The following is a 16,399-nucleotide window of genomic DNA, read 5'->3' as shown; positions in this document are numbered from 1 at the left end:
CCACTTATTGAAAATGTTAACCCTATGAAACATACTATACTATAAAGATTTTACAAGAATTTTCGGGGAAACTCCTGTATAATCATACAGCAAATAATACGTTTTAATCGGCAATTTCGTTCCCGAAATTAGAAATATCTACAGTGTATCGGGATTATTAGAAGTTGCTTAGGCGTCATGCCTGTGATGCGTCTTAAACAGGGAGTGTCTTCTCATAGAAATATCACTTCAAAAGCGTCATCTTCCTGATATCGCTTTTTTGGCCGGTTGTTAATCTGGCAAAATAGATTCCCGATGATACCGAATTAGCCTGCCAGATAATATCATGCCGTCCGGCGCTTAGATAACCCTGATGGATACCGGCAACTTTTTGACCTGCAATATTATATATATCAAGAGCGATATAACCCGGCTCAGCCAAACGTAAACTAATCACGGTTGAGCTGTTAAATGGGTTAGGATAGTTTTCAATCAAAACGAAATTCGAGGGTATTGACTTTTCCGGATAATTTATACCGGATTGATTATAAATGTTTACCACATAATCCTGATCATCAGTTTCAACCGGATTCGAGGAATCGGCACAGCGGATAGTAAACGCATATTCACCCTCAGCAACGGGAATACCTGAGATATTTCCGGTGTTTTCATTCAGTTCAAGGCCAGAGGGCAAACTGCCGTCTTGAATGGAAAAAATGTATGGCATCTGGCCGCCGCGCGCTTCGATAGTTTCGTTATAGTTGTTATCAATATTGCCATCCGGAAGCTCGGTTGTTACTATATTCATGCCGTAATCCTCAGAAGTTGAGTATTTAAGCACCCAGACATCCTTATCAAACTGTAAATCGGTCGGTTCGCCATCGACTATAAAACGGAAATCATCCTCACGGCTATCATTGTAGATGGTTATAATCGTATCCTGGCTATTGATTCGCGGATATATCTTTATCGGCATGATGAAAAACTCGGGCGCCGGCTCTGGCTGCACTTGGCTGATATGAAGAAAAATCTCGAATTGACCGCCGCCTATATCTTCAGCTAGCCATGAATAGCGATACCATGGCCTGTTAACTTCCCAAATCCACTGGTCGAAATACCAGCTCAAATCAGCGCCATAATATTGCTCCATCACCGCTTGAAATTCGCGGGTGGTAATTGTGCCATACATAAACCTTTGGTCGGCGGCATAGGCATGCATTCCCTCGAAGAAAGCCTCATCGCCCATTACTCCGCGGAGCATGTGTAAAACCCATGAACCTTTGTTGTAAACAGTGTTGCCATCATAAAGAGGATAAGGGTCGTAAATAGGTCCGCTGGGATAATTGACCCTGTTGGATGAGGTCATATAATCGATATAGCCCTCGAAACCGGATATATGCTCTGCCCAGAGAGCTTCGCAATATGAGGCAAATCCCTCGTTCATCCAGACCTCGGGGAAAATATCCTGGGTAATCATATCGCCAAACCACATATGCGACAGTTCATGCACTAAAACAAAATCATAAGCGTGGTTGCCGCGAATAAACATACTGCTATAGCTGACATTACATTGATGTTCCATACCGCCAGCCCAGTTGAATATTGAGTGGCCAAATTTCTCATTAAAAAATGGATATTCGCCGAATAAACTGACATAGAATTCAATCGCCGAGGCGGTGATGTTAAAATCCTCCACCGCATCATCGTAATGTTCGGGATACACATAATTGACAATCGGCATGGAGTCACCATCGACGTTCACATACCAATCTGTAAAACTCGAATAGTTCGAGATTGACAGCATAATCAGATAAGTAGATATCGGGTATGAAATATCCCAGTGAAATGTCCGAGTGCCGTTGCCGTTATCTACATCGCTTACTAAAACTCCATTGGAGGTTGCAGTTAGATCGTCGGGTACGGTGATTATAACATCGGCTGAATCCAGTTTGTCATGCGGCATATCTTTGCATGGCCACCAATCGCGGGCGCTTTCGGGACATGAGAATGACCAGATTATCGGCTGGCCGTTATGAGTTTGCCACATGAACGACCCGAAACCGGTGCTCGGCGGATGGCCATGATAATAGACAATAGTTGTAAACGGTTCGCCATTATCATAGGCGCGGTCGAGAGTTATATTTAGCATGTGGCTTGCATGAGTATAAGAAGCGGGCTGATTGTCAATAAATACAGAATCAACAGACATGACGGTATTGAAATTATAATCTGCTTCGGTTAAACCATCAATGGCAGAGACTGAGGTCATAGTTACATTGCCATAAATAATCTGACCGTTAATGTCAGCAACATCAACATCAAGCACGCAGTGGGCAACATCATAATCGGCTTGGTCAAGAGTGGTCTCATAGTTTTGATGCTTTTGCATCTGGTTGAAATGTTGATATTTCAGTTCCCATTCGGCTCTGCGGATATCGTCAGTGCTTAAATCCTGCGCCATAATTATTGCGGGCAGCAGGAATATTAGTGCAGCTGCTAAAACGGTTTTTATTCTCATAATAATATCTCCATAAAATTGAGATTAATGTTATTATTTATTAATATAAGATAATGATAATATTATTTATGTCAATTGTAATTATGGCATAAGTTTATCTTGGGAATATAAACCCGAATTTTACAGTTGAGCTATAAATTGCACACCCCTAACTCTCTCAAGAGGGGAATAATAGAATAGTTGCCGGTCGGGTTCCGAATAAATCCGTCTTAGGCGAACTGCGAATTGACACAACTATAATTATTACCAAGCGCTGTCCCGAGACAGATCCGTGCCTGGCAATCTACCGCTTGGAGATTATACTGTCAAACCCGCCATAAAATCCATAGCAGACATTTTCTCGCAGTCGAAGACCATATCCTTAACCTGTTTTTGCTTTTCGGCTGATAAAAGTTCGGCTGACAGTCCGTTAAATTTCGCCTCGAGGTCAGCCATTGTCATCGGCTCGCGGGGATCACCCTTGGGGTATTCGAGATATTCGGAATACTCCTTGCCATCCTTGGTTTTTACTATAACTTTCGAGGGCTGTTTGGCAGGGAACATCTTCTCGAACTCCTCAGAGGCTTCGCCCTTGATTTTGTCGATAACTTCCCAGATACGCTTGTCTTTAAGCTTCTCATCCGAGAATGATTGCGTCGTAATCTTATGATCAACTAAGGCTGAGGCGATACAATACGGCAGTGAATGGTCGGCGGTCTCCCGTGATTCCGGGCGGTATTTATGAGGGTCGAAAAGTATATCGCAGGCGCGAGCAATTGATGTAACTGTTACCTGTTCGATTTGGTCATAGCTGATATTATTTTGAGTTACGGCTTTTAAAGCGGCCGAAATATGAGTATGAGTAAGCGCCTCGGTAGGGAACGCTTTCATACTGCATTCGAGTATCTTATAATTTTCGCCGAGGCTGCCGGTCAATTTATCAACTGCCCAGTCGGGACCGAAAACATCCATAAAGCCCTCTTTGCCCTCAAACACCTCGATAGTGCCTGAATAGCCTTTTTTTGCCATCAGGGCGGCAAACACGCCGGATTGTACCGCCATCGGGTCGACAGTGTTTTTCATCATGGTAAGCTTGCCGGCAGTCGGACAGCCTATCGTATGATTGTGCGAGCCATTGATGCCGATAGCGTTCACCATCTGGTCGGCATCCAAGCCCAACAGCTTGCCGGCAACAATCGGCGATACAAACTGGGTTAGGGTGGCGTGATGCCATTTGCGTTCGCGAACACCGGGCACTGCAAATAGACACATTCTCTGTTCAAACTCATACGCCAGCACAATGGCTGTGATAACATCTTTCATAGATGCCCCGACTAATTCGCCGACTGCCAGCGCCGCCGGTATCAGGTCGGAGGGATGCGAGGGGTCTTCTTTCCAGTAGATGTCGTTGAAATCGAGCGCGCGAACCATCAGCGAATTAACCAGCGTGGCGTTAACAGCCGGTACCTTATCGCCAAAACCGATGACTGTTGCCTCATCTTTGCCGCCCATTTCTTTGTATATATCACGCAGAATATTCACATCTTTGGTATGGTAGCCGCCGTAGGCACAGCCGATGGAGTCATACAAGCAGCGTTTCACCTCATGAACGACATTTTGCGGCAGGTCGTCATATTTGAGATTAACCGCAAATTCGGCGATTTGTTTTGATATTGATTTGTTCATGTCTTTTCCTTTCGATGTATCTATTATTTAAGATTCATTTTCCGTTTCATAAGCACCAAACAGTAGGGCAGGTCTCCCCGAGACCTGCCTATTCGGCGCGCTCATATATCAATTACTCTCCATAATCATCCTCAAATCTAATCGCATCCATCACTCCCCAATCTTTCGAATAATAACCTCGTTTATAATACTCGCCTAATGAAGAATGCACCCAATCAAATGGGCTTTTCACATAACCATGCTTAACCGAATTATAATGAATATAATCTATATGATTATTCATATTCTCCTGATTACGAATAACATGATCCCAAAATCGACTCTGCCATATTTGTCCTTTGGCAACACCTGATAAATAGAGAAATTTCTTTGAGAAAGAAAGCTTAATCTTCTGAAACAATTTGGAAAGATTGTCATTCTTTGGATTGATTATCATGTGAAAATGGTCAGGCAATATAACCCAGGCAATAATCGAGAAATTGAGTTCGGTTTTATATTTTCGAATAGAATCTTTTAATTGGCTTTGATATTGAATGAGAATGTGTTTTCTATTATTTGTAACACAAGTTATAAAATATATATTTCCCTCATTATAATATCTTTTGAGCTTTGACATAATAGGTTAATTATCTTGAAAATATTGCTTTCCTTAATAGGCAGGTCTCGGAGAGACCTGCCCTACAAATACTTACATTCAGAGCCTTTTTGCCATTTGCCTGATTTGAAGTTTTTTAAATCCATAACCCTAAAAGTAAAATATGAAAATTCATATTATACTTTAAGCGATAAAAGTATAATATAAAAGTATTTTATTTCATTATTTTACCTCAAATCCTACTTTTTTAAGTTATCCTGAAAACATTTTGCTTTCCTTAATAGGCAGAAGTCGTCCGCCTTAGGCGGATGCCTTACAAATATTACAAATATCTATTTCTTTAAATTTTTCTTAACCCAATTCTCCAATCCGCCATCTATAACAAGCTCCTGAGCAGCGGCGCCTACGGGACCTATTTTATACTCTTTATCCTCAGTGATAATCTTTGAATTTTTGAAATCTATCTCAGCAATGATGCCGGTTTTGACTGTCAGCTTATCAGTGCCAAATTTTGCTTTTAAATCCTCGACAAGCTCGCCAGCCCCAATAACCAGAAAGCCGTTATTTAACGCATTGCGCTTGTATGTCTCGGAAAACGAGCCGGCGATTACTAACTTGATGCCTTTATATTTCAGCGATGTCGCCGCCTGCTCACGGGAACTGCCGGCGCCGAAACTGAACCCGCCAACCAGTATGTCGCCCTCCTTGGCGAGTTTTTTGAATTCCGGGTCGTAATTTTCCATTACTACCTCGGCCTGCTGTTTGGGAGAAAAATCATCCCGATAGGTGTATTTGCCCGGATAGATGCCATCCGTGTTGAGATTATCCTGATGGCAGTAAATCAGCTCGCCTTTTATCGTTTCAGGGAAGCCGGTTAGTATCTTGACCTCTCCGGCATCGCTGGCCGGCTTATCATTTGTTTTAATGCTTGCTTTTATCTTGACAGTGTTAATCTCATCCGGGAAATCAATTTTTCCGGCAATAGCCGAGGCGGCTACAACTATCGGCGATGCCAAATAAGCCTCGGCATCCGGCGAACCCATACGTCCTTTAAAATTACGATTAGTGGCCGATATGCCAACCTCGCCAGCCTTCAAAAGACCAGCACCCAAACCGATACAGGGACCGCATCCCGGCGGTAAAGGTATTGCGCCGGCATCTAAAAGCGTCTGCCAGTCGCCGCGTTTTTCGCTTTCGGCCTGAACCTCGCTTGAAGCGGCGGCGATATAAAATTCGACTCCCTCGGCAGTCTTTTTGCCCTTTACCACAGCCGCCGCCTGAGCTAAATCCTCAACCCGGCTGTTTACGCAGGAAACCAAGTATGCTTTATGAATCTTTATATTTCTGTTGCTCATCTCTGTTAACGATGTCATGGTCTTAACATGATTAGGCCCGCTTACATGCGGCTCGACTGTGCTTATATCTAAAGTTAGCTCTTTGGCATAGAATGCATCAGGGTCAGCCTTTATGATATTGTCCTCAAGTTCATTTATCCTGTTATGATTCATTCTCGGCTGAGCGCCATTGCCATCAGCATCAGAGGGAACGCCGGATAGACCGCGATTGGCAACAAAATCGGCTCTGTTTTTCAGCCAGTTGATGGTAACATCATCTGTAGGGAAAACACCTGTCAGCGCGCCCCATTCGGTTGTCATATTGGCGATAGTCAGACGCTGCTCTATCGAAAGGCTGGCAATCCCATCGCCGGCAAATTCGATAGCGTGGTTTAAGACCTCATCGTTATTGAAAAAACCGCATAGGGTTATAATGACATCCTTCCCGGTTACTCCGTCATTAAGCTTGCCGGTCAGTTCAACTTTAGCCACTGGCGGCACTTGCCACCATGTTTTGCCGGTTGCCCATATAGCGGCGGCATCCGTGCGAACTACCGGCGTGCCCAAACAACCCAAGCCGCCGTACATATTCGAGTGGCTGTCGGAGGCAACCGCTATCGAACCCGGCCAGGCATACCCCTCCTCGCACATTATCTGATGTCCTATACCCCTGCCGGCGGGATAGAAATCAATCTCCATCATTTTCGCGAATTCTTCAATCTTCGCATATTTTTTCAGGTTATTTTCGCTCTTGTCCTGAACATTATGGTCGAGCGTAAACACAATCTGCCGCGGGTTGGCGACCTTAAATGCTCCTATGCCGACAAACTTTGGAATGACCGCGCCGGTGTTGTCATGGGTCATAACATGCGCCGGTTTTATCGACAGATAATCTCCGCTATGCACAACATGCCCCTCATCGAGGCCAACAGCGAACTGCTGAGCGATTTTTTCAATTAGATTCTGAGCCATCAATTTATCTCCTTAAACGTTTTTTATTTTCTCAATTATTCATTAATCTAATATTGGCGCACGAGGACGTACGCCAACCACAATCATATGTTGACATACGAGGACGTATGCCAATCACATAATGCTATATAATTAACATGAAATATTAGGACAACAAAAATCGTTTATCAAGCTAAATTGTATCGGAGTTATCTTTGATGTTACAATTTTATCAATGCTTTATATGTGCAAACATTTTCGCATTTATAGGGATGTCAATTATTCTATGTTATGGCTAATGTAAATAATTATAACTATTAAACGCTTATTCTGTCAACATCCAACCATAAAACCCTGTTTTTCATTGAGTTGCACAAATCACTTAAAGCCAGGGCAACAACTGATTGCAGTTTAAATCAAGAAAGTATAAAAGGCATAGCTTTTGCTGAAATAGAATACAAAAAATAATTTGGCATAGGAGGCGATTATTATGAAATGTTATTATCAGGGTTTTACCAGACCAAATGAGGCGGATAAAAAATTTAACGGCTTCGTTAGCTTTATTATCCCCGAATTGGGAATAAAATTTCGCGGTCAATTTAAAGGCGATTTGGATGAGTGTGAATATGCCAGTCTTTTAGCATTACTCGAGTTTGTAGAACTTAATTTCCATCTTTTTAAAGACAGAAGGCTTGAGATTTTCGGCAATAATTTTGAAATTATCAACCAGGTTAATTCCGAGATATCTCCTTCCAGCGAATTAGAACCATTCTGTAATTTGGCTCAAAGCTATAAAGAAAAAATACCATATATCCTTGATTGGATTCCCACAGATGAGAACATGGCTCAGGATGGAATGGTATTATAATTATCTGCTATTTCCTATTTTTATCTATGTTTTTGCCCTGCTTGGCTTATATTTTGCAACTATTTAATGTGGGTTATTGTTTTATTTAAACAGTAGCGGCATTTAAAACTGAAGGTATGGGAGTAACTTTTTATGTATAAATCAGATAGGAGATAATATATGGACAGGTTTAACATGTTATTGTTGGTAACGGTGATGACATTATTTACATCATTTGCGATTGCCTCCGAAAACCCGATGTTGGTGCGGGTCGATTTGGTAGAGAAATCCGATATTGAAACGCTTGAGTCGCTTCGCCTTGATATTACCTATATCGGCGAGGATTTTGCTGATATTGCGGCATATTCAGAGGATTTAACTGGTATTGTCAATGCCGGGCTTCATTATCAGATTGTTCATGAAGATCTGGTCAGGTTTTATCAAAGCCGCAATCCATTAACGTTGACAATGGGCGGGTTTCTGACATTCTCTGAAATCATCGATTCGATGGATGCGATTCATGACAGGTTTCCAACATTAGTTTCCGCCCGCGATTCAATTGGCACCTCATGGGAGGGCAGAGTTTTATGGGTTTACAAGATTTCCGATAATGTCGATATCGATGAAGACGAGCCGGAGATTTTTTACAATTCGCTTATTCATGCCCGCGAACCTGCCAGTTGGTCATGGCAAAATCATTATATAGATTGGCTTCTTACCAACTACGGTATGGATTCTTTGGCAACTGCAATTATCAATGAAAGAGAACTATATTTCCTGCCGGTTTTTAATCCCGATGGCTATGTATATAACGAGCAGATTGCGCCTAATGGCGGCGGCATGTGGCGTAAAAATCGCCGTCCGGGAGGCTACGGAGTCGATTTAAACCGCAACTGGGGTTATATGTGGGGCTATGATGATAATGGTTCATCTCCTTATCAAAGCGATGAAACCTACCGCGGTCCAGAGGCATTCTCGGAACCTGAAACACAAGCAGTCAGGGATTTTATCGAGTCAAGGGATTTCCAGTTGATTCTTAATGCGCATACTTATAGCAACCTTTTCCTGTATCCTTACGGTTATGAAGACATCTATACGCCGGATCAGGATATTTTTCAAGTTTTAGGCGATGCCGCTGAGTCATTAACCGGCTACCAAGCCGGTACACCCTGGAGTTTGTTATACAACACAAACGGTGATGCCTGCGACTGGCAGTATGGCGAACATCAGATATTTACCTGTGTTACAGAAACCGGCAGCAATAATGATGGCTTCTGGCCATCGCCCTATCGCATATCCCAATTAAACGAGCAGATGTTTCCCTTGGCTGTTTATATATCCCAAATTGGCGGCAATATCATGTCGATTGCCCCGCCGGAACCGCCTGTTTTGAACCCGATTGGCGAAGTAGATACAGATAGCTTTACGGTAAGTTGGACTCATACAGATGAACATAATCCCGCAGTCGCTTATGAACTGGTGGAAAAAACCGGTTTTTCCAGATATGAGGATGACCTTGAATCAGGGACTGACAATTGGCTGCTTGATGATTTTATATTAAGCACAAACCAATACCATTCAGCCAACCACAGCCTGTTTTCCGGCAGTTATAACAACCTGCATAGTGAAGCTTTGATGGCTGAATCGTTTACAGTGGCGGAGGACGATTCTCTTATATTTTATACTTGGTATGATATTGAAAATGATTACGATTACGGCTATGTCGAATTGTCCTCGGATGGCGGGCAAACATTCTCAACGATTCCGGGCAATATCACCACTAACGATGATCCGAACGGCAATAATCGCGGCAACGGCATTACCGGCACATCGGGCGGCTGGATTGAGGCAAAATTTCCCTTAGATGATTTTATCGGCATGGTTGTTTTGATAAAATTTTCTTATCATACGGATTCTTGGGTGAACAATTCCGGCATGTATATAGATGATGTTTACCCGATTGAAGGGTTTAGCGAAATTCTCGTTATTTCATCAGATATAACCGGCAATTCATATTTAATCGAAGGCCGCAATAATGGCTCATATTATTATCAGGCAAAAGCGAAAGATGCTGAAAATCAATGGTCGGGATTTTCCAACAGAATCGAAGTTGTTGTTACCGAGCAAAACGATATCACTGAGGATAATGCAATACCATCAGAATTTACTCTTCAGCAAAATTATCCAAATCCGTTTAATGCTCAAACCGCCATTGCTTTCTCGCTTGCTTCTCCGGGCGATATCAAGCTGGAGGTTTATGATATTACGGGCAAATTAGTGAATACCCTTGTTAACAGCAGATTGTCTGCCGGAAACCATCAGGTGATTTGGGATGGCAATAATAATAATGGCAATAATGCAGCCAGCGGAGTTTATTTCTATAAACTTACAACCGCCGAAAAATCATCAACACAGAGAATGGTTTTGTTGAAATAGAAATTGTGTTTTGACTATGGTACGTTAAGACCATTTATATGGTCTGATGCTTAATAAAGCGGGGTTTGCGGTTAACACAGCTTCAAACCCCGTTTTTTTTTTGCTATGAAAATTCTATTAATATGCTATATTTTTATTAGATATTAGTAACCCGTAGGGACGTATTGCATACGCCCTCTTGTTACCAAGCGGCGCTTGGCAACAAGAGTACGGATGGATAAACTTGCAGAGGTGTTGTACATAACACCCCTGTGCTTGATAATAAAATATTGTAGGGCAGGTCGCCGCGGCGACCGACTCCTGCCTAAGGGAAACCGAACTAAAGTTATAAATGTTGTGTCAGAAAGTAGGACAGTGATGGATGAAATTAAATTTGATGTTGATTATAGAGAGTAATTTTATATATAGACGTGCCGGATAGGCAGGTCTCGGAGAGACCTGCCCTACTGTAGGGTTGAAAGCATTAATTTTATAAGTAGGTCAGGTTCCGACCGAAGGGAGAAATCCGACAATTTGACTTACAGAGGTATTATACATAACATCCCTGCGCTTGATAATAGGATATAGGTAATAAAATGACACTACTATCAAAAATAAGCCGCTACTATTTTTTCTATGGGGCTGACAGATATTCCATGATGAAAAAAACTCATGATCTTGTCAATTCTGTTATAACGAAAGGCTTCGAGGAATTTGATTTCGATAATTTCGAGGGCCGGGGGCTTGATGCCGCTTTACTGATTAATGCGGCTTCATCACCGCCATTCGGGTCGCCATTGCGAGTGGTCCTATTGCGCGGTATTGACAAAGTATCCCCCAAGGGGTTGAAGCTGATTGAAAATTTTATTGGCTCAATTCCGGACTATACGACATTAGTGATGCTTTACAACAAAGAAAAAGTTGACAAGCGGAAAAAGTTTTTCAAGGCAATATTTTCCAATAAAAATTCATGTGTCGAGTTTAAGGAACCCAAACCCGCCGCCGCCGCTGAATATGCAGAAAAATATGCCCGTAAATCCGGCATAACGATAAACACGGAGGCGGCAGCTTATCTTGTGGAAACAGTGGGTTGTGATATCGGACGACTGGAACAGGAGTTGGAAAAATTGTCTCTTTACGCCGGCGAAAAAACAGAGCTTGCAATAGATGATATTGCTTTAATATCAGGCGCCGGCGCTATCGGAACAGTACCGGACCTTCCCGAGAAACTGGTTCTTGGCGATATTACCGGCGCGATAAGACTTCTGCACAGCCTGCTGGCAACAAAAGAATCGGCTGGGACTATAATTTTCAGGCTCAAGGATTATTTTCTTAATTTGAATATGGCTAAACTGAATAACGCCACCGCTTGGTCGATGCAGAAATATTTTAAACTGTTTAAAAAAACCGCCGAAAGCCTCGAAATGGCCTCAAGGAAATTATCTTATGATTGTATAACTAATTGTCTATACATCATTTATGAGGGGGAAACCGCCTTAAAATCGACTGGTTTGAAAAAAGATATTGTACTTATGGAACTCATTGCCCGACTCGGACTTGAGATTAACGGGGAATAAATCCGATATTAAATTGTATAAAACCATAGAGAGATGACTGATAAGATAAAAGATGAGGATACGCTTGCTATTGAGCGGGTTTTAGGCGGCGATGATAATGCGTTTGAAATCTTGGTTAAAAAGTATCAGAAGAGGATTTATTTCTTGGCATTAAGGATGACAAAAAGCCACGATATCGCTGATGAGTTGGCGCAGGAGAGTTTTGTGAAAGCTTACATATCGCTGTCGAGCTTTCATAAAGGGAAAAGCTTTTACACATGGCTTTACCGGATTACTGTTAATCTCGTTCTGAACTACTTGAAACATGCGAAATTTTCGGTTTCATTGGATACACCATCCGGGAGAACGTTCCTTGAAAATATTCCGAAAAGCCCCGATCAATTAAACATTCTTGTCAGCGCAGAACAGATGGAAGTCTTTCAGGGCGCTTTGGATAGCCTTCCGCAAGCTCAGAAAGCGATTTTTATGCTTAGAGTATATGATGAGTTTTCTTACGATAAAATATCAGAAATTATGGGGTGTTCGGTTGGCACTGTTATGTCGAGGTTATTCAGAGCCAGAACCAAGCTTAAGAACGCCCTTTTGGAAACCGAGAAGAAGGAAAATGGCAAACTGCAGAAATAAAAAATTAATCGGACCATATCTTGATGGCCAGCTTGGAGAATGCCAGTGGCTTGATGAGCATATCGTTGAATGTCCGGAGTGTATGGCCGAATTTGAGATGATTCAGAGGATTGCTCATGTTGCCAAGAGAGCCGATTTTGCGCCGCCTGAAAGCAATTATTGGAAGACCTTTCCTAACCGGGTATCGGCGCGTATAGCGGCAAGACAGCGGCCGCGCTTTCATATCAGGGTTTTAGAGAACGTCTTAAGCAATAAGTTTTTAACTCGCTTAGCCGCCCCGGCGGCAGTAGTGTTTGTTGGTATGTTTATCTTCATCATTAACAGCTATTTAGGCGATATAACGCCTGATGTCCCCGATATAATTAATGCTCCTGCAGTCTCTGTTATTGATAATTCTTTTAATGTGCCGTCAGCGCCGTTAAACGCGATTGAAAAGCTATTAGTTCAGGATTCCCAGCCGCCGGCAAGAATCGAAACTGCCGCCATTGAGGAGGATGTTTCCAATCGCATGATGGCTATGTCTTATGCAGACAATAAGCCGTCAACGGATGATTCTGATGAGATAAATGCAATTGGAACTGAATATGCCATTAAGGATTTTTCATCATACGATATTAATTCATCGACTTCAAGTATCAGCAGACAGTCCAATATCGGTTTAAACGATCTGGCCTGGACTGAACTGACGAGGATAAAGAATTTCTGCAATATAAATCTGAATAATTTCAATACCGATCAGGTAATTAAATACCAGATAATGGCGGGTTCTAATTCGAGCTTAGTTCCGCTTGCCTCACATCGCGAGGCAATAAGCAAATATTTTGCGCCAAGGATATCATCAACCCGCGATATCGATAATCATTCTATATCATCAAGCTGGGGCTACGCCAGCGGCGATAATAATAATTATGACTTGGAAAGACTGCATCATTTGAGACTTGAATTAGAGTTGTCGAGAGAAAAGTAAAATATCGAATAGATATAATATAATTACAAACGATATCCCACCTAACAGGTGAGTCAGACTGTTATTTGCCGGCATCATCTATCATAGAAAAAACTCTGTTGGTATATTTATTCATTAAGCATAATCTGGTTATGGGAATTGATGAAAAAATAAGTAAAATCAAAATCGCTACTAACCTGAAACGCGGAACATTTACAATAGGCGTATAGAAGCAAAAAAAGGCAATAGGGATTATTATAAAAACGCTATCCAATCGCCCTTTTCTTTTAGATAATATCATACCCCAGATGCCAAAAAACAGAACAAATAAATATCCGCCTATATATATAGAGCATTTCTTGTTAATGGGTGAGTAGGATCAATTGTTATAAAAAACAGCATCCGCTTTAATGTCCGACTGGCATACATCTTCGGATCATCCTTGATGAATCTTAAAGCTTCATTAAGATAGAATTTATCAAGTTCCGTTTCTGTTTGCGGACGATTTTTTTCTAAATACTCTAAATATTCGGGGCTTAATTTTGCTTCACTTTGGTTATTCGAATCGAGATACCCGGTTCCCGATCCCCAGGGATGATTTCCTCGCCAGAGATTGTAGCCGAAATTCGATGTGAATAACATTGGTTTTTCCATCACTATCAAATTGCGTAAATTCCAGGGGAAGGTAGCTATGAAAAATCCTAAAAACATTATCGCAATAGCTAAATAATATTTTTTCTTCTTTATCCCGGCAAAAAATAGGCTTGCAAAACATGCTAAAGCTACCAATGAGGCAGTTGTTTTAATCAAGGTTGTAATTCCCAATAAAATCCCTAACCATATAAATTGACGATACGACCCTGTTTCAACTAATCTTTCCTTGTATATCAGAAATAAATAAAAAGCTAATATTATGCATGGAGTAAAAAGCGGTTCGGAGATTAATTTGGCTGGTTCGATGGCAACCTCCGGGAAAAAGGCAAATAAACAGGCGGCTATAATGCCGGCTTTTTTGCTGCCAAGGTGTTTTCCAAGATAAAAAGCGGGCAATACTATCAATGCATTTAAAAACGATTGGACTATGTAAATCAAGCGGCAGGGATTATCAAATATTTTCATAAAGAATACGAGAAAGTAGGTATAAATCGGCGGCAATAAAGCTGTCGGCTGAGGGGGAATTGTATGATTCCAATCCCACCAGTAGCCTTTGCCATCAACAATATATTGCGCTATCTGATAGTTTTCAAAGTGGGGTCCCCTGTTCCAAGAAAAGACATAAACGCCAACAATTCTTGTTATCAGAGCCAGGATATAAATGGCTATTAAGATAAACCAGTCTTTCTGATATACTTTTGAATTATTCATAATTTATTTATCCCCTTTTTGCTTATAGATTATAAACTACCACTATATGAGCAAAATAATTATCAAAATCACCGGGCTGATTATGGCGGTTTTCTTTCTGATGGCAGCCAAGCCGTCCTCGAATAACGAACCTGCTTATTTCATATCTGTAATCAAGCCATCCGCCAGTCGATTTCTCGACAACTCCCGATGGGAACGGCGGGTTTTTATCGCCGCCCTCTTCCTCATGGGGAAGATATAAACTGCCGACACCTTTTCGCGCATAACTAAAGCTAAATTTAATTATCGAGCAAGGAGAGAAATAATAACTTAGCTGGGCAAATAGCTCATCAGCATCAGGACCAAGCCAGAAACCAAACGGTTGTCCGCGATATTCCCAAGCATTTACATCGCTGACATGAGTGTATGTCCACTTGCGGACCTGCGAATATTCGAGCCTTAAATCTGTTCGTTCGGAGAATAATTGCGATTTATATATGCCGGCTAAGAATCCGTATTTAGAAGCGCCGCCCTCAAATACGATAAGGTCGTCATCCAAAAACTCGCCATACAGGTTGAGATTGCGAATAGGCGTATAGGAAATATCCATCGCGGCAATCAGGTTGTCATCATTGTTGGGGCGATGACGGTGTATTATGTAATACAGCATCAAAGGATTGATATAAGCAGTCGGGTCATCGGCAAAGGCGACTGCCTCGGTAGCGCCGATTTGCAGATTATTTGCCAGCCGCAAAGAAGCGCGTTTGGCTGAAATATATCTTTTACCTGCCTCTGTTAATTGCCCTGATAATACCGAAAATTTGAAACGCCAGACGTTATAATCAAGTCTGTAAAACATATCAACAGGACGAGTCAATCCGGAAAACAACAAGCCTGCCCGATAACCACCCTTGAATTGAACTCTATCCCTACCGGTTTGAATATTTACGCCAAATAATTTAGTTCTAATAATCGCTTTATCAGTTTGCACCTCGAAAATATCAACACCGGAGGCAACCGGACCGCGCTTGGAGTATTGATACGATAAAAGAGGATCATGTAAAAATTCGCCTATAGTGGAAGCGCTGTCAAGATATGATGTGCTGTCGGCGCGAAATAATGTAATTTCCTGACACAACTCGACTTTATTTTTAAGTATTGCCTTACCCTTAAGAGTGATTGATGTTTGCAGATTACTAAACCCTGAATCTCCCTCGACAGCTCCCAGCCAACTCTCTTTAAGCCTTAAGCCGCCATAGAATCGGAAATTATTAGCTCTGTATGCCAATATGCGGGTTTTTTTATTGTGTATGTAATCAAGCAGTTTCCTGTTAAATCCTTGAACTTTGCTTTTATCGGGAAACTTTCCGCAGGATGAATGACAATAACCTAAATCATTTTGAAGGCGGTATTTTATTTCGGTTCTATAGCCGGGCATTCTTGGGTCAAGGTCATCATAACTGACCGAATAGCTTGAATTGATTGTTACTGATAAGGCAATAGAGTTGAGAATGAGTATAAAGGTTGAAATCCATACTGCTGAATTTTTCATATAGTAATAATATATTATACTTTTACTTGTGTCAAGATTGCGATATCAGTTT

At 41.7% G+C, this 16,399-nt stretch carries 12 protein-coding genes; 5 read left to right on the top strand and 7 right to left on the bottom strand.

What is annotated here, in order from left to right; genetic code table 11:
* Positions 1–223: 223 nt before the first annotated feature.
* The 4 genes from J7K40_12635 to lysF all read right to left on the bottom strand — a co-directional run bounded on the left by J7K40_12635 (position 224) and on the right by lysF (position 7,063).
* Positions 224–2,497, bottom strand: coding sequence for a T9SS type A sorting domain-containing protein (locus J7K40_12635; protein ID MCD6163238.1), 2,274 nt, complete (start codon positions 2,495–2,497; stop codon positions 224–226).
* A 297-nt stretch (positions 2,498–2,794) separates the two neighbouring features.
* The gene (locus J7K40_12630; protein MCD6163237.1) at positions 2,795–4,162 is read right to left on the bottom strand and encodes an MmgE/PrpD family protein; all 1,368 of its coding nucleotides are present in this window, start codon (positions 4,160–4,162) and stop codon (positions 2,795–2,797) included.
* 112 nt (positions 4,163–4,274) lie between these two features.
* Positions 4,275–4,778, bottom strand: coding sequence for a transposase (locus J7K40_12625; GenBank protein MCD6163236.1), 504 nt, complete (start codon positions 4,776–4,778; stop codon positions 4,275–4,277).
* Between the two features lie 311 nt (positions 4,779–5,089).
* Positions 5,090–7,063 (bottom strand): homoaconitase, encoded by a 1,974-nt coding sequence (gene lysF / locus J7K40_12620; GenBank protein MCD6163235.1) that lies wholly within the window; start codon positions 7,061–7,063, stop codon positions 5,090–5,092.
* A gap of 469 nt (positions 7,064–7,532) precedes the next feature.
* Between lysF and J7K40_12615 the strand changes: the two genes are divergently transcribed.
* The 5 genes from J7K40_12615 to J7K40_12595 all read left to right on the top strand — a co-directional run bounded on the left by J7K40_12615 (position 7,533) and on the right by J7K40_12595 (position 13,472).
* Complete coding sequence (locus tag J7K40_12615; GenBank protein MCD6163234.1) at positions 7,533–7,910, top strand: hypothetical protein; 378 nt, start codon at positions 7,533–7,535, stop codon at positions 7,908–7,910.
* A 159-nt stretch (positions 7,911–8,069) separates the two neighbouring features.
* Positions 8,070–10,325, top strand: coding sequence for an immune inhibitor A (locus J7K40_12610; GenBank protein ID MCD6163233.1), 2,256 nt, complete (start codon positions 8,070–8,072; stop codon positions 10,323–10,325).
* A 575-nt stretch (positions 10,326–10,900) separates the two neighbouring features.
* Positions 10,901–11,881: a DNA polymerase III subunit delta gene (gene holA / locus J7K40_12605; GenBank protein MCD6163232.1), complete on the top strand. Its 981-nt coding sequence runs from the start codon at positions 10,901–10,903 to the stop codon at positions 11,879–11,881.
* Between the two features lie 33 nt (positions 11,882–11,914).
* Positions 11,915–12,505, top strand: a complete 591-nt coding sequence (locus tag J7K40_12600; protein ID MCD6163231.1) for a sigma-70 family RNA polymerase sigma factor — start codon at positions 11,915–11,917, stop codon at positions 12,503–12,505.
* Positions 12,486–13,472: a hypothetical protein gene (locus J7K40_12595; protein MCD6163230.1), complete on the top strand. Its 987-nt coding sequence runs from the start codon at positions 12,486–12,488 to the stop codon at positions 13,470–13,472. The genes J7K40_12600 and J7K40_12595 overlap by 20 nt, the downstream gene beginning before the upstream one ends.
* Before the next feature lie 61 nt (positions 13,473–13,533).
* On the opposite strand, the gene J7K40_12590 is transcribed toward J7K40_12595, so the two are convergent.
* From J7K40_12590 to J7K40_12580, 3 genes are read right to left on the bottom strand one after another with little or no spacing between them, the layout of a single operon-like run.
* Positions 13,534–13,752 (bottom strand): hypothetical protein, encoded by a 219-nt coding sequence (locus J7K40_12590; GenBank protein MCD6163229.1) that lies wholly within the window; start codon positions 13,750–13,752, stop codon positions 13,534–13,536.
* Between the two features lie 38 nt (positions 13,753–13,790).
* Complete coding sequence (locus tag J7K40_12585) at positions 13,791–14,816, bottom strand: glycosyltransferase family 39 protein (protein MCD6163228.1); 1,026 nt, start codon at positions 14,814–14,816, stop codon at positions 13,791–13,793.
* Positions 14,817–14,838: 22 nt separating this feature from the next.
* Positions 14,839–16,347 carry a hypothetical protein gene (locus J7K40_12580; protein MCD6163227.1) on the bottom strand — a complete coding sequence of 503 codons (1,509 nt, stop codon included), beginning with the start codon at positions 16,345–16,347 and terminating at the stop codon, positions 14,839–14,841.
* Between the last annotated feature and the right edge of the window lie 52 nt (positions 16,348–16,399).

The sequence above is a fragment of the Candidatus Zixiibacteriota bacterium genome, assembly GCA_021159005.1.
GTDB lineage: Bacteria > Zixibacteria > MSB-5A5 > UBA10806 > 4484-95 > JAGGSN01.
The sequence above is the reverse complement of the archived record's forward strand: the minus strand, read 5'-3'. Positions and strand labels throughout refer to the sequence as shown.

Bases quoted from the DNA above. Each gene is read 5' to 3' on its own strand.
- J7K40_12635 (MCD6163238.1), bottom strand. From the start codon at position 2,497: ATGAGAATAAAAACCGTTTTAGCAGCTGCACTAATATTCCTGCTGCCC.
- J7K40_12630 (MCD6163237.1), bottom strand. From the start codon at position 4,162: ATGAACAAATCAATATCAAAACAAATCGCCGAATTTGCGGTTAATCTC.
- J7K40_12625 (MCD6163236.1), bottom strand. From the start codon at position 4,778: ATGTCAAAGCTCAAAAGATATTATAATGAGGGAAATATATATTTTATA.
- lysF (MCD6163235.1), bottom strand. From the start codon at position 7,063: ATGGCTCAGAATCTAATTGAAAAAATCGCTCAGCAGTTCGCTGTTGGC.
- J7K40_12615 (MCD6163234.1), top strand. From the start codon at position 7,533: ATGAAATGTTATTATCAGGGTTTTACCAGACCAAATGAGGCGGATAAA.
- J7K40_12610 (MCD6163233.1), top strand. From the start codon at position 8,070: ATGGACAGGTTTAACATGTTATTGTTGGTAACGGTGATGACATTATTT.
- holA (MCD6163232.1), top strand. From the start codon at position 10,901: ATGACACTACTATCAAAAATAAGCCGCTACTATTTTTTCTATGGGGCT.
- J7K40_12600 (MCD6163231.1), top strand. From the start codon at position 11,915: ATGACTGATAAGATAAAAGATGAGGATACGCTTGCTATTGAGCGGGTT.
- J7K40_12595 (MCD6163230.1), top strand. From the start codon at position 12,486: ATGGCAAACTGCAGAAATAAAAAATTAATCGGACCATATCTTGATGGC.
- J7K40_12590 (MCD6163229.1), bottom strand. From the start codon at position 13,752: ATGATATTATCTAAAAGAAAAGGGCGATTGGATAGCGTTTTTATAATA.
- J7K40_12585 (MCD6163228.1), bottom strand. From the start codon at position 14,816: ATGAATAATTCAAAAGTATATCAGAAAGACTGGTTTATCTTAATAGCC.
- J7K40_12580 (MCD6163227.1), bottom strand. From the start codon at position 16,347: ATGAAAAATTCAGCAGTATGGATTTCAACCTTTATACTCATTCTCAAC.